Annotated in this window: 10 protein-coding genes and 1 tRNA gene; 6 read left to right on the forward strand and 5 right to left on the reverse strand. The window is 68.5% G+C overall.

What is annotated here, in order from left to right:
* Nucleotides 1-4: 4 nt before the first annotated feature.
* Nucleotides 5-3,949 carry an ATP-dependent RNA helicase HrpA gene (gene hrpA / locus ABLI39_RS04195; protein WP_349412164.1) on the reverse strand — a complete coding sequence of 1,315 codons (3,945 nt, stop codon included), beginning with the start codon at nucleotides 3,947-3,949 and terminating at the stop codon, nucleotides 5-7.
* 107 nt (nucleotides 3,950-4,056) lie between these two features.
* Complete coding sequence (locus ABLI39_RS04200; protein ID WP_349412165.1) at nucleotides 4,057-4,224, reverse strand: hypothetical protein; 168 nt, start codon at nucleotides 4,222-4,224, stop codon at nucleotides 4,057-4,059.
* Between the two features lie 81 nt (nucleotides 4,225-4,305).
* Between ABLI39_RS04200 and ABLI39_RS04205 the strand changes: the two genes are divergently transcribed.
* Complete coding sequence (locus ABLI39_RS04205) at nucleotides 4,306-5,271, forward strand: GlxA family transcriptional regulator (protein WP_349412167.1); 966 nt, start codon at nucleotides 4,306-4,308, stop codon at nucleotides 5,269-5,271.
* 12 nt (nucleotides 5,272-5,283) lie between these two features.
* Here the strand turns inward: ABLI39_RS04205 and ABLI39_RS04210 are convergent, their stop codons facing one another.
* Nucleotides 5,284-5,583 carry a protealysin inhibitor emfourin gene (locus ABLI39_RS04210; RefSeq protein ID WP_349412168.1) on the reverse strand — a complete coding sequence of 100 codons (300 nt, stop codon included), beginning with the start codon at nucleotides 5,581-5,583 and terminating at the stop codon, nucleotides 5,284-5,286.
* Between the two features lie 42 nt (nucleotides 5,584-5,625).
* Nucleotides 5,626-6,687 carry a M4 family metallopeptidase gene (locus tag ABLI39_RS04215; RefSeq protein ID WP_349412169.1) on the reverse strand — a complete coding sequence of 354 codons (1,062 nt, stop codon included), beginning with the start codon at nucleotides 6,685-6,687 and terminating at the stop codon, nucleotides 5,626-5,628.
* Between the two features lie 112 nt (nucleotides 6,688-6,799).
* Between ABLI39_RS04215 and ABLI39_RS04220 the strand changes: the two genes are divergently transcribed.
* Nucleotides 6,800-7,777, forward strand: coding sequence for a cation diffusion facilitator family transporter (locus ABLI39_RS04220; RefSeq protein ID WP_349412170.1), 978 nt, complete (start codon nucleotides 6,800-6,802; stop codon nucleotides 7,775-7,777).
* Between the two features lie 50 nt (nucleotides 7,778-7,827).
* Here the strand turns inward: ABLI39_RS04220 and ABLI39_RS04225 are convergent.
* Nucleotides 7,828-7,903, reverse strand: a tRNA-Arg gene (locus ABLI39_RS04225).
* Between the two features lie 136 nt (nucleotides 7,904-8,039).
* On the opposite strand from ABLI39_RS04225, the gene argS reads away from it, so the two are divergent.
* Genes argS through thrC form a run of 4 tightly spaced genes read left to right on the forward strand, consistent with a single transcriptional unit; the run spans nucleotide 8,040 to nucleotide 13,621 of the window.
* The gene (argS, locus tag ABLI39_RS04230; RefSeq protein WP_349412171.1) at nucleotides 8,040-9,704 is read left to right on the forward strand and encodes an arginine--tRNA ligase; all 1,665 of its coding nucleotides are present in this window, start codon (nucleotides 8,040-8,042) and stop codon (nucleotides 9,702-9,704) included.
* Between the two features lie 5 nt (nucleotides 9,705-9,709).
* Entirely contained in the window at nucleotides 9,710-11,179 is a 1,470-nt protein-coding gene (lysA, locus tag ABLI39_RS04235) for a diaminopimelate decarboxylase (protein ID WP_349412172.1), read from the forward strand.
* Nucleotides 11,180-12,514 (forward strand): homoserine dehydrogenase, encoded by a 1,335-nt coding sequence (locus ABLI39_RS04240; RefSeq protein WP_349412173.1) that lies wholly within the window; start codon nucleotides 11,180-11,182, stop codon nucleotides 12,512-12,514. It begins immediately after the preceding gene.
* A complete protein-coding gene (gene thrC / locus ABLI39_RS04245) occupies nucleotides 12,515-13,621 on the forward strand; it encodes a threonine synthase (protein WP_349412174.1) in 1,107 nt (368 codons plus the stop codon).

Consider the following 13,621-nt stretch of genomic DNA (forward strand, 5'->3'; position numbering starts at 1 on the left):
GAAACTACGCCGGCGCCAGCGCCTTGTTCAGCACGGTGCGGATCCGCTTCTCGGAGACCGAATAGGCGGTCCCGAGCTCGACGGCGAAGAGGCTCACCCGCAGCTCCTCGATCATCCAGCGGACCTGGGTTAACTCGGTCCCCACCCGGCGCCCGGGCAGCAGCGCGGAAACGGCGTCGTCATAGTCGTCCTCGAGGGCCTGGACCACCGCCATGTGCTGCGCATCCCGCTGGACGTTCCCGGGGAGCTTCTCGAGGCGCTTTTCGATGGCCGCGAGGTACCGCGGCAGCTGGCTGAGCTGGGCGTAGCCCGTCCGTGCCACGAACCCGGGATAGATGAGTTGCTCCAGCTGGGCCTTGACGTCATTGAGGGCGCTGATCAGGGCCAGGCTCGTGGTGCCCTTGAGCTGCTTCTCGATCCGCCGGGTGCTGGCGAGGATGCGTTCGACGACGGCGGTCACCGTAAAGACCGTGTCGATCAGCTCGGCCCGGACCTGCTCGTAGAGGGCCTTGAAGGAGGGTTCGTCCCACGGCAGGTCGGCCGGGGTGAGCTTGTCGATCGCGGCCAAGGCGCAGTCCGCGATCAGCGCCGACACCGAGCCGTGCGGGTTCTGGCTGAAGGTCAGCTTTTCGGTGTTGTTCAGGTGCTCCAGGACGTAGCGGTCCGGCGGCGGCACTTTCAGGGCGAGCAGCCGGATAACCCCGCCGCGCATGGCCTGCTCCTGCTCGGAGGTGGTCTGGAACAGCCGTAGCGCTACGGAGGTGCTTTCGTCGACCAGGGCGGGGTAGCCGGTGACGGTGTGGCCCTTGACGGTGCCCTGGACTTGGCGCTGCACGGTGCCGAAGGTCCAGTCCTTGAGGCCGGACAGCTCGGTGAAACCGGGCGCTGCCGTCGCCGCCGGCGCAGCGGCGGCGGGTGTTTTCCCGTTCGCCCGGCCGGCGGCCGTGCCGCCGGACTTCGGCGCCGTCGTACACGGGGTGGCGCCGAGGGACTCGGCGATGGCGCGGCGGGTGGCCGGGGCAAGCCTTTCCTGCAGCGCCGCGAGGTCCTTGCCCTCGTCGAGGACTTTGCCGCGGGGATCGACCACACGGAAACTGACGCGCAGGTGCGACGGGACGGCGTCCCAGTTCCAGGACCCCGGTGGGATGACCTGGCCGCGGATCCGGCGCAGCACGAGTTCCAGCGAGGGCTCCAGCTCGTCCGTGGCGGGATCGAAATCGGCCTCCAGCGCCGCCACGGCCTGTCGGGCGACGTCGGGTGCGGGAACGAAATTCTTGCGGACCTGCTTCGGCAGCGACTTGATCAGGGCGGTCACCAGTTCCACCCGCTGGCCCGGGATCAGCCAGCGGAACGCGGCGTCGTCGAGCTGGTTCAGGAACAGGACCGGGACCTCGGCGGTGACGCCGTCGGAAGGATTCGGCGGAGAGCCGGGGGCGACCGGGTGGAACTCGTAGCTCAGCGGCAGTTCGAAGCCCTTGTGCTGCCAGGTCTTCGGGTACGCGGAATCGTCAAGTGCGTCGGCGTCCTCGCTGATCAGCAGCGCCTGGTCAAAGTCCAGCAGGGTGGGGTCCTGCTGGCGCGCATCCTTCCACCACTTGTCGAAGTGGCGTTCGGAGACCACGTCCTTGCCGATCCGGGCGTCGTAGAACTCGAACAGGGTTTCGTCGTCGACCAGGATGTCGCGGCGCCGCATCCGGGCCTCGAGCTCCTCGACCTCCTGGAGCAGGGCGCGGTTGCGGTGGAAGAACTTGTGGTGGGTCTGCCAGTCGCCCTCCACCAGCGCGTGCCGGATGAACAGCTCCCGGCAGAGTTCCGGGTCCACCTTGCCGTAATTGATCCGGCGGCTCGGAATAATGGGCACGCCGTAGAGCGTGACCTTCTCATGCGCCATCACCGAGCCCATCTTCTTGGACCAGTGCGGTTCGCTGTAGCTGCGCTTGACCAGGTCCGGTGCCACCTGCTCGGCCCAGAGCGGATCGAACTTCGCCGCGACGCGCGCCCAGAGCCGGCTGGTTTCGACCAGCTCGGCGGCCATCACGAAGGTGGGGGACTTCTTGAACAGGGCCGAGCCGGGGAAGATCGCGAAGCGGCTGCCGCGGGCACCGGCGTACTCGCGCTTGCGTTCGTCCAGGATGCCGATGTGGCTCAGCAGCCCGGAAAGCAGGCTGATGTGGATGCCGTCGTGGTGGCCCACCGGATCCGTGAGCCTTTTGTTGTCCAGGCTGATGCCCAGCGGCCGGGCGAGCTGGCGCAGCTGGGCGAAGAGGTCCTGCCACTCCCGGACGCGCAGGTAGTTGATGAACTCATTGCGGCAGAGCCGGCGGAACGCCGTCGAGGAGAGCTCCTGCTGCTTCTCCTGCAGGTAGTTCCAGAGGTTCAGGTAGCCGGTGAAGTCCGAGTTCTCGTCCCGGAAGCGGGCGTGTTTCTCCGCGGCAAGCTGCTGCTTGTCCGTTGGGCGCTCGCGCGGGTCCTGAATCGTGAGGGCCGCCGCCAGGATCATCACCTCACGGACGCAGCCGCGTTTGCCCGATTCGACGATCATCCGGCCGAGCCTCGGGTCCACCGGCAGCTGGGCCAGCTGCTGCCCGACGGCGGTAAGCCCGCCGCCGCGGCCGCCGGCTGCGCCGGCCGCGCTGAGGGCACCGAGTTCGCGCAGCAGCGTGACGCCGTCGTTGATGGCGCGGGAGTCCGGCGGTTCAACGAACGGGAAGTTCTCCACGTCCTTCGGCCCGCGGGCGACGCCCATGGCGGTCATCTGCAGGATGACGGCGGCGAGGTTGGTGCGCAGGATCTCCGGGTCGGTGAACAGCGGCCGGGACTCGAAGTCCTCCTCCGAGTACAGCCTGATCGCGATGCCGTCGGACACACGCCCACAGCGGCCGGAGCGCTGGTTGGCCGAGGCCTGGGAGACCCGCTCGATCGGCAGGCGCTGGACCTTGGTCCGGTGCGAGTAGCGCGAGATGCGGGCGGTGCCGGTGTCGATGACGTACTTGATGCCTGGGACGGTGAGCGAGGTTTCGGCGACGTTGGTGGCCAGCACGATCCGGCGTTTGCTGCCGGGGTGGAAGACCTTGTGCTGTTCCTGCAGGCTGAGCCGGGCGAAGAGCGGCAGGACCTCGGTGCCGGCCAGCCGCCGGTTCGTCTGGATCCGCGCGTTGAGCGCCTCGGCGGCGTCGCGGATCTCGCGCTCGCCGGAGAAGAAGATCAGGATGTCGCCGGGGGCCTCGAGGGCGAGTTCGTCGACGGCGTCGCAGACCGCGTCCAGCGGGTCGCGGTCCTCTTCGAGTTCGTCGTCGGAAGAGTCGGCTGCATCGTCACCGGCGGCGGGGCCGCCGGCCGGCGCCGAGAGCGGGCGGTAGCGGATCTCCACCGGGTAGGTGCGGCCGGAGACCTCGACGATCGGGGACGGGGCTTCCTCGCTGCCGAAGTGCTTGGCGAAACGCTCCGGGTCGATGGTGGCCGAGGTTATGATGATCTTCAGGTCCGGGCGCGCAGGGAGGATGCGTTTGAGGTAGCCGAGGATGAAGTCGATGTTGAGGCTGCGTTCGTGCGCCTCGTCGATGATGATCGCGTTGTATTTGCGCAGCAGCTTGTCGCGCTGGATCTCGGCCAGCAGGATGCCGTCGGTCATCAGCTTGACCTTGGTGGAGCGGCTGACCTCGCCGGTGAAGCGGACCTGGAAACCGACTTCCTGGCCGATCTCGACGCCGAGTTCCTCGGCGATACGCTCGGCGACCGTGCGGGCGGCGAGCCGGCGTGGCTGGGTGTGGCCGATCAGGCCGTTCTCGCCCAGGCCAAGCTCCAGGCACATTTTGGGGATCTGGGTGGTCTTACCGGAGCCGGTCTCGCCGGCGATGATGGTCACCTGGTTCGCGGCGATGGCGGCCATCAGGTCCTCGCGGCGCTCGGAGACCGGCAGCTCGGCGGGGTAGGAGATATGCAGTGTCATGGCTGCACACAGTCTACTGGCCCGGCTTGCTGTCCCGGCGCCGGCGGCGCCGGACATAGGGTTGCCCGGTCCCTGGGCGGGGCCGGGCAGCGGGTGCAGGGATAGGTTTAGAAGAACCGCAGCGTGTAGCTGGTGCTGGGGAGGTCGTGGGCCATCCAGTAGTCCTCCGAGCGGACGGGCGGGTTGTGGCCAAGGCCGTCTTTCCGGAGGGCCCGGAGGGTGGCGGCGACGGCGGCGAGGATCAGGACGATGAGGGCGATTCCGATGAGTTCCATACCTCCATAGTTCTCCGGAGCACAGGGTAAAAAAAGTGGCAGAAATGCCCAAAAAGCTCAAATTTCTGCCACACTGGATTCATGATCAATTCAGTGGCGATGATCGTGGTTCCGCACTTCTCGATCTTCGAGTTCGGAACCGCGTTTGAAGTGTTCGGCGTCGACCGCTCAGACCGGGGCGCCGGTGTGCCCGCCTTCGATTTCCGGGTCTGCACGCCGGTGCCGGGGGACATTCCGATGAAATCCGGGCTGTCGATGCACGTGGGGCTCGGGCTGGAGGCGGCCGCGGATGCCGACCTCGTCATCATGACCCCGTACGGCCGGGACGAGGACGTTCCCGAATCCGTCCTCGAGGCACTGCGGGCGGCGCATGCCCGGGGAGCCTGGGTTATGTCGATCTGTTCCGGGGCCTTCGCGCTGGCACGGGCCGGGTTGCTCGACGGCCGCCGCTGCACCACACACTGGCACTACTCCCAGGAGCTGGCCAGCCGCTATCCGGCCGCGCTCGTGGACGAGAACGTGCTCTACGTCGAGGACGACCAGATCATCACGAGCGCCGGGACCGCCGCCGGCATCGACGCCTGCCTGCACCTGGTCCGGGTGGAGCTGGGTGCGAACGTGGCGGCCAGTATCGCCCGGGACATGGTGGTGCCGCCGCACCGCGACGGCGGCCAGGCCCAGTTCATCGACCGGCCGATGCCGCGGTGCGGTTCGCAGCCGATGGAAGAGCTGCTCCGGTGGATGGTCGCGAACCTGGAGGACGACCACTCGGTCAACGAGCTGGCCGCCCGCGTGCACATGTCGCCGCGGACCTTTGCCCGCCGGTTCCGGGCCGAAACCGGCGCAACCCCGGCAGCCTGGCTCAATTCGCAGCGGGTGCTGCGCGCGCAGGAGCTGCTGGAGACGACCGACCTCAACATCGACGAGATCGCCCGGGAGGCCGGGTTCGGCCACTCGGTCCTGCTGCGCCACCACTTTGCCAAGGTGCTGGACACCAGCCCGCAGTCCTACCGGCGGACGTTCCGCGGGCACCTCGCAGCCGTCTAACCTCGCAGCCGTCTAACCTGGCTGGCCGTCCCGCCCGGGCGCCTCCGCGGCGGCGCGGGCGCACTCGACGAGGGTCCGCCACGGACCCGTCAGCTCGCGCTCCGGCAGGACCGCCCGGCGCTGGCCGGCCCGGATGCTGTACATAAACCGGTCAGGCTGGCCGGCGGATCCGCTGGCCGCTCCGACGGCGTCCCAGGGGCACGCTTCGATGAGCGGTTGCCACCGGTCGGTGTCCTCCGGCGGCTGGGGACTGACGGTCCACGTCCGCTTCATTCCGGCTACGCCGCCGCTGCGCTGGACAGTTATCTTCATCGGACTCGGATCTCGATTGGACTCGGATCTGCTGGAACTCGGCTAGCGCTTCGCTCCCTGGAGCTTTACCTTCACAGTTTCCCATGCCTGCACAACGGCGTCATGCTCCGGGGAACCGGTGCCGTAGAGCTCCGTGGCGGACGCCGCGGTGGCCTTGGCGAAGGCACTGAAAGTTGCGGACGCGGGCAGCGTCCCGCCCGTCAGGGTGTCGTACCAGATGCGTCCGGGGGCCTCCCACGCGTTGCCGCCCAGCGTGGTCGCGACCAGGCAGAAGGCCCGGTTGGGGATGCCCGAATTCAGGTGCACTCCGCCGTTGTCGGCACTGGTGTGCACATAGCCGTCCATCGAGTCCGGCTGCGGGTCTTTGCCCAGCACGTCGTCGTCGTACGCCGTTCCCGGAGCCTTCATGGAGCGCAGCGCCGTGCCCTGCACCTGGTCCGTGAAGAGCCCCTCGCCGATCAGCCAGCTGGCCTGCGCCGCGGACTGCTGCCTCACGTACTGTTCCACGAGGGCGCCGAAAACGTCCGAGAGGGATTCGTTGAGGGCGCCGGCCTGGTTACGGTAGGCAAGCCCGGCGGAGTGCTGGGTGACACCGTGGGCCAGCTCGTGGCCGATCACGCTGAGGGAGGCGGTGAAGCGGGTGAAGACCTGGCCGTCGCCGTCGCCGAACACCATCTGTTTCCCGTCCCAGAACGCGTTGTCGTAGAGATGACCGAAGTGCACCGTGGCGTCCAGCGGCAGGCCGTTGCCGTCGATCGAGTTCCGGCCGAACGCCTCCGCATAGAGCCGGTGCGTGTGGCCCAGGCCGTCGTAGGCCTCATCCGCGGCCGGATCGCCGGTGGCTGGTTCGCCTTCCTTGCGCACCAGCACACCGGGCAGGTCCTCGGAGGCTTTCGCGTCGTACACGGTGCGCTGGGGCGGCCCCGGCGTAAGCTGCCGCAACCCCGGCGGCGCGGCGGGCGCCGGAGCCGCACGGGACGCCTGGAAACTCTTGACGTGCTGCAGCGCTTCCTTCGCGGCGCGGGCCGCCATTTGCAGCCGCGGCTCGTGGTGTTGCGCTGCCAGCCGGCGCAACAGGTAGGGCGGGATGATGGAGCAGTACATGTGAGACCCCTTTGCTTCTGCCGATGCCAACAGACTACGAGGGGGCGCCGACATTTGGCAGAGGCCGGCTGGAGCGGGCACGCTGAGCCCGCCGGTTGGATACGGTAGGCCAATGGCGCAAACGGAGAAGCGGAAAAAGCCCGGCTCGACCCTGCTGACGGTGATCATCGCGTTCGCGGCGAATTTCCTCGTGGCCGCGGCAAAAACGGTGGCTGCGCTCCTGACCGGATCGGCCTCGATGACGGCCGAAGCGGCCCACTCCTGGGCGGACACCGGAAACCAGGTGTTCCTGTTCTTCGCCGAACGCAGGTCCGCCCGGCCGCGGGACAAGAGCCACCCCATGGGCTACGGCCGGGAAGCGTACGTGTGGTCGATGTTTGCGGCGTTCGGCCTCTTCACCGCCGGCGCCGTGGTCTCGATCATGCACGGCATCCAGCAGCTCATCACACCGGAGCCCGCCGCCGATTTCGCGGTGGCCTACGTGGTCCTGGGCGCCGCTTTCGTCTTCGAGGGAATCTCCTTCACCCAGGCGTTCCGCCAGACCCGGAAGGCGGCGCACCAGCTGGACCGGCATACCCTGGAACAGGTCCTGATCAGCTCCGATCCCACCCTGCGCGCCGTGTTCGCGGAGGACGCCGCGGCCCTGATCGGCCTGGTCGTGGCGTTTGCCGGGGTCTTCCTGCACCAGGTCACCGGTTCGCCGCTGCCGGACGCGGTGGGCTCGATCGTCGTCGGCGTGCTGCTGGCCGTCGTCGCCGTTGTGCTGATCGACCGCAACCGACGCTTCCTGGTGGGCCAGGGCGTCACCCCGGACATCGAACGCTCCATGGCGCGCCGGGTCCTCGAGCACCGGGAGATTGCCCGGCTCACATACCTGCACCTGGAGTTCGTCGGACCGCGCAAGCTCTACCTCGTCGCTGCCGTCGATCTGCAGGGCGACCACCCCGAACACGAAGTGGCAGTGGCGCTGCGCCGGATTGAACGCGAACTCGAGGACCACGCGACGGTCGAGGAAGCCGTACTGACCCTTGCCACCCCGGACGAAGCGGGGCTGGACTTCGACGCTGACCGGAGCCACGCCGGCTCCTGAGGGCAAACGCAAAAACCCCGCCGTGTCGTTAAAACGGCGGGGTTTTTCGATGGTGCCCTCGATAGGATTCGAACCTACGACCTTCTGCTCCGGAGGCAGACGCTCTATCCCCTGAGCTACGAGGGCAATCAGGGATCCTGCCGTTACCGGCGGGACGTCCTAGAGCTTAGCAGGAAGGTGGGCTCCAAAGGAAAACCGCCCACGGCCGAAGATGAAGGCCGGAAAATTCCGCGGGACTGCGGGCCCCCGGTAGGCTGGAACCGTGACCCCAGAAGAACTCTCCCTCGCCATATCCGCCTGCCTGAAGGACGCCGTCGCCGCCGGTGAAATCGCCCTTGCCGCCGCCGACGTACCGGACGCGGTGCGCGTGGAGCGGCCCAAGAACAGGGAGCACGGCGACTGGGCCACCAACATCGCCCTCCAGCTCGCGAAGCCGGCCGGGACCAACCCGCGCCAGCTCGCCGGACTGCTCAGTGAGCGGCTGGCGGCCATCGAGGGAGTCTCCGCCGTCGACATCGCAGGACCGGGCTTCCTGAACATCACCGTCGACGCGGCGGCCGCCGGCGCGCTCGCCAAGGCCATCGTCGAGGCGGGCTCCGCCTACGGGACCAACACCGCGCTCGCAGGCCGCACGGTCAACATGGAGTTCGTCTCGGCCAACCCCACCGGCCCCCTGCACATCGGCCACACCCGCTGGGCTGCCCTCGGCGACTCGATCGCGCGCGTGCTCCGGGCCTCCGGCGCGGACGTCACGGCGGAGTACTACATCAACGACGCCGGCTCGCAGATGGACGTCTTCGCGCACTCGGTGCTGTCCCGGCTGCACGGCCGCGGCGTCCCGGAGGGCGGCTACCCGGGCGAATACATCGCCGACCTCGGCCACGAGGTGCTGACCCAGCACCCGGACATCCGCGAACTCACCGACGTCGCGGCGCTGCCGGTGATCCGAGGGGCGGCCTACAAGGCCCAGCTAAAGGACATCCAGCAGACGCTCGCGGAGTTCGGCGTCGAGTTCGACGTCTACTTCTCCGAGCAAGAACTGCACGACGCCGGCGCTATCGCGGACGCCGTCGCCCGGCTCCGGGAACAGGGCCACGTGTACGACGACGGCGGCGCGGTCTGGCTGCGCACCACCGACTTCGGCGACGACAAGGACCGCGTGATGATCCGCGCGAACGGCGAACCGACCTACTTCGCCGCCGACGCGGCCTACTACCTGTCCAAGAAGGACCGCGGCTTCACCGAGAAGATTTACCTGCTCGGCGCCGACCACCACGGCTACATCAACCGGCTCAAGGCGATCGCGGCCGCCGCAGGGGACGACCCGGAGGCCAACATCGAGGTCTTGATCGGCCAGCTCGTCTCCGTCAACGGCGCCAAGCTCTCCAAGCGGGCCGGCAACATCATCGAGCTCAAGGACCTGATCTCCTGGCTGGGCAAGGACGCCGTCCGGTACTCCCTGGCCCGCTTCCCGGCCGACTCGCCGCTGACCCTCGACCCGGAACTGCTCAAGAAGCACAGCAACGAGAACCCGGTGTTCTACGTCCAGTACGCGCATGCCCGCTCCCGCGGCGCCGCGCGCAACGCCGTGGCCGCCGGGGTGGAGCGCCGGGTGGACGGCCAGGACAGCTTCGACGCCGCGCTGCTGGACCACGCGACCGAAAACGAGCTGCTCTCGCACTTGGGCAGCTACCCCTCGATTGTGGCCAAGGCCGCCGAGCTGCGCGAGCCGCACCGCGTCGCCCGCCACCTGGAGGTCATTGCCGGCGCCTACCACCGCTGGTACGACGCCTGCCGTGTCGCCCCGCTGGGCGAGGAAGCCATCACCGACCTGAACCGCACCCGGCTCTGGCTCAACGACGCCACCAGCCAGGTGCTGGCCAACGGACTGGAACTGCTGGGCGTTTCGGCGCCGGAACGGATGTGACCGCCATGACCGCGAACCCCAACGACTCCTCGACGGCTTCCCCGCTCGCCCCGGACTGGCTGGCCGTGCCGGCGGACCTCAACGCGCTGCACCCGCCGATGTGGGCCGCCGGCGTGGAACGCAACGACGGCGGCGAGCTCGCCATCGACGGCATCCCGGTCAGCGAACTGCAGCGGCAGTTCGGCACCCCGCTGTTCGTGATGAGCGAGACCGACTTCCGCGCCCGCGCCCGGGCCTTCCAGGATGCCTTCAACGAGGCGTTCGCGGACATCTGCGGGGGAGTGGACGTCTACTACGCCGGCAAATCGTTCCTGTGCACCGCCGTCGTCCGCTGGGTGGAGGAGGAAGGCCTCCGGCTGGACACCGCGTCCGGCGGGGAGCTGGCCGTCGCCGCCGCCGCCGGGATTCCCGGTGCCGCCGTGGCGCTGCACGGAAACAACAAGTCCGACGGCGAGATCCACCGCGCCCTGGACATGGGGCTGGGCCGGATCGTGGTGGACAGCCTCGCCGAGCTGGAGCGGGTGGCCGCAATTGCCGCCAACCGCGGCGAAACGGCGAAGGTCATGCTGCGGCTGACCCCCGGCGTGCACGCGCACACCCACGAATTCATCGCCACCGCGCACGAGGACCAGAAGTTCGGCCTCTCGATGGCCGGCGACTCGACCGAGCAGGCCGGGCTGTCCGCCGCCGAGGAGGCCGTGGCCGCCGCCGCCGCGCACGAGAGCATCGAACTGCTGGGCCTGCACTGCCACATCGGCTCGCAGATCTTCGAACCCGACGGCTTCGCGCTCGCAGCGGAGAAGCTGCTCGACTTCCTCGCAGCGATGCAGGCCAAGTACTCCATCGTGCTGCCTGAACTGGACCTGGGCGGCGGCTACGGCATCGCCTACACCCCGGTGGACACCCCCCGCCCGCCCGCGGAAATCGCGCAGGCGATGGCCGCCGTCGTCCGGGACAAGGTGGCCGAACTGGGCATCACCGCGCCGCGGATCTCGATCGAACCGGGCCGCGCGATCGTGGGCACCAGCACCTTCACGCTCTACGAGGTGGGCACCTTGAAGACCGTCCGGGTCGATGCCCCGGCCGAAAACGCGGCGGAAAACGTTACGTACCCCCGGCGGTATGTGTCGGTGGACGGCGGCATGAGCGACAACGCCCGCCCGGTGCTGTACGACGCGGATTATTCCGCGATTCTGGCCTCCCGCGCGTCCGGCGCCGCCCCGCAGCTGTCCCGAGTGGTGGGCAAACATTGCGAGAGCGGCGACATAGTTGTTAGAGATGTATATCTGCCCGAGGACGTGGCAGCCGGTGATCTGCTCGCTGTACCGGGGACCGGCGCCTACTGCTGGGCCCTCTCAAGCAACTACAACTATCTGGCCCGGCCGGGCGTTGTCGCGGTACGCGATGGATCAGTCCGGCTCATTGTCCGCGGCGAAACCGAACAAGATCTGCTGAACCGCGACATGGGAGTCTGAATGACGGAAATGCGAACCCTGAAAGTGGCCTTGCTGGGCTGTGGCAACGTTGGGGCCCAGGTTGCGCGGATTCTCATTGACGACGCCGGGATGCTGGCCTCGCGGGCCGGTGCCCGCCTGGAACTGGCCGGCATCGCCGTGCGCGACGTCGACGCCCCCCGCGACGTCGACCTGCCGCGTGAGCTGTTCACCACCGACGCCGACGCCCTGGTTAGGGACGCGGACCTGGTGATCGAACTGATGGGCGGGATCGAACCGGCCCGCACCCTGATCGTGGCCGCCATGCGCAATGGCGCCTGCGTCATCACCGGCAATAAGGCGCTCGTGGCCAAGGACGGCCCGACGCTGCACGAGGAAGCGGACAAGGCCGGTGTGCAGCTGTCCTACGAGGCCGCCGTCGCCGGCGCGATCCCCATCCTGCGGCCCATCCGGGACAGCCTCTCCGGTGATCGGATCACCCGGGTGCTTGGCATCGTCAACGGCACCACCAACTTCATCCTGGACCAGATGGACACCACCGGCGCGCAGTTCGCCGACGCCCTGGCCGAGGCCCAGCGGCTCGGCTACGCGGAAGCCGACCCGACCGCCGACGTCGAGGGCCACGACGCCGCCTCCAAGGCCGCGATCCTCGCCTCGCTGTCGTTCCACACCCGCTTCGCCCTCGAAGACGTCTACTGCGAGGGGATCAGCTCCGTCACCGCAGCGGACATCGCCGCGGCCAAGGACGCCGGCTTTGTCATCAAGCTGCTGGCGATCGCGGAGAAGCTGGGGGCCGAAGGCACAAAGACAGGCACAAAAACAGACGCCGGGGTCTCCGTGCGCGTGCATCCAACGCTGCTGCCGCGCGAACACCCGCTGGCCGCGGTCCATGGGGCGTTCAACGCCGTTTTCATCGAGGCGGAAAACGCCGGCGAACTGATGTTCTACGGCCAGGGGGCCGGCGGGAAGCCGACGGCGTCGGCCGTGATGGGCGACCTCGTCTCCGCCGCCCGCAGCCTTGTCCTGGACGGCCCCGGCCGCGCCGAAACCACCACCGGCCAGGTCCCCGCGGCGCCCATCAGCGCGGCGGTCACCAGCTACTACATCGGCCTCGACGTCGCGGACCAGCCCGGCGTCCTGGCCCGGATCGCGCAGCTCTTCGCCGAACACGGCGTGTCCATCGAAACCATGCGGCAGACCATCCACCGCGACTCGGACTCCCAGACGGAGTCTGCGGAGCTAAGGATCGTCACGCACCGCGCGAGCGAAGCCGCACTGGCAGCAACCGTCCAGGCCGTGAAGGGCCTGGACGTCATCAACACCGTCACATCCGTACTGCGGGTAGAAGGGGTCTAAGTGGCTCACCAATGGCGCGGGGTCATCCGCGAATACGCTGAACGCCTGCCGGTCACCGAGGCCACCAAGGTCATCACCCTGGGCGAGGGCGGCACCCCGCTCGTGCACGCGCAGAAGCTCTCCGAGCTCACCGGCTGCACCGTCTACCTCAAGGTCGAGGGCATGAACCCGACCGGATCCTTCAAGGACCGCGGGATGACCATGGCCATGACGGCCGCCGTCGCCTCCGGCGCCAAGGCCGTGGTGTGCGCCTCCACCGGCAACACCTCCGCCTCGGCGGCGGCCTACGCCACCTCGGCCGGGCTGCAGTGCGCCGTGCTGGTGCCCGAGGGCAAGATCTCGATGGGCAAGCTCAGCCAGGCGATTGCACACGGGGCCACCCTGCTGCAGGTGGACGGCAACTTCGACGACTGCCTCGACATTGCGCGCAAGCTGGGGGAGTCCTACCCGGTGTTCCTGGTCAACTCGGTCAACCCGGCCCGGATCGAGGGCCAGAAGACCGGCGCGTTCGAGGTTGTTGACGCCCTCGGTGACGCCCCGGACATCCACGTCCTTCCGGTTGGCAACGCCGGCAACATCAGCGCGTACTGGAAGGGCTACAAGGAATACGCTGCGCCCTACGAATCCGCCACGGCCGGGACCCTGGCCGCCGTCGCAACGAAGACCCCGGTGATGTGGGGCTTTCAGGCCGCCGGGGCCGCCCCGTTCGTCGCCGGCCACCCGATCACCGAGCCGGACACCATCGCCACCGCCATCCGGATCGGCAACCCCGCCTCCTGGGACACCGCGGTTGCCGCCCGTGACGAATCCGGCGGCGTGATCGAGGCCGTTACCGACGAGGAAATCCTCGCCGCGCACCGCTGGCTCTCCGCCCGCGAAGGTGTGTTCGTCGAACCCGGCTCCGCCGCCGGGGTCGCCGGGCTGATCAAGAAGCACGGCGCGGGCGAGGTGCCGTCCGGCAAGACCATCGTCATCACGGTCACCGGCCACGGGCTCAAGGACCCGCAGTGGGCCCTGCGCACCGAGGACGGCACTGAGGTGCAGCCGGTCAAGGTCGCCAACGACGTCGTCACGGTGGCCGCCGAACTGGGACTGGAAGAAAAATAG

This window comes from Pseudarthrobacter sp. B907, assembly GCF_040137805.1.
Lineage (GTDB): Bacteria > Actinomycetota > Actinomycetes > Actinomycetales > Micrococcaceae > Arthrobacter.

Excerpts from the sequence above, each read along its gene's own strand:
- hrpA (WP_349412164.1), bottom strand. The coding sequence starts at position 3,949 with ATGACACTGCATATCTCCTACCCCGCCGAGCTGCCGGTCTCCGAGCGC.
- ABLI39_RS04200 (WP_349412165.1), bottom strand. The coding sequence starts at position 4,224 with ATGGAACTCATCGGAATCGCCCTCATCGTCCTGATCCTCGCCGCCGTC.
- ABLI39_RS04205 (WP_349412167.1), top strand. The coding sequence starts at position 4,306 with ATGATCAATTCAGTGGCGATGATCGTGGTTCCGCACTTCTCGATCTTC.
- ABLI39_RS04210 (WP_349412168.1), bottom strand. The coding sequence starts at position 5,583 with ATGAAGATAACTGTCCAGCGCAGCGGCGGCGTAGCCGGAATGAAGCGG.
- ABLI39_RS04215 (WP_349412169.1), bottom strand. The coding sequence starts at position 6,687 with ATGTACTGCTCCATCATCCCGCCCTACCTGTTGCGCCGGCTGGCAGCG.
- ABLI39_RS04220 (WP_349412170.1), top strand. The coding sequence starts at position 6,800 with ATGGCGCAAACGGAGAAGCGGAAAAAGCCCGGCTCGACCCTGCTGACG.
- lysA (WP_349412172.1), top strand. The coding sequence starts at position 9,710 with ATGACCGCGAACCCCAACGACTCCTCGACGGCTTCCCCGCTCGCCCCG.
- ABLI39_RS04240 (WP_349412173.1), top strand. The coding sequence starts at position 11,180 with ATGACGGAAATGCGAACCCTGAAAGTGGCCTTGCTGGGCTGTGGCAAC.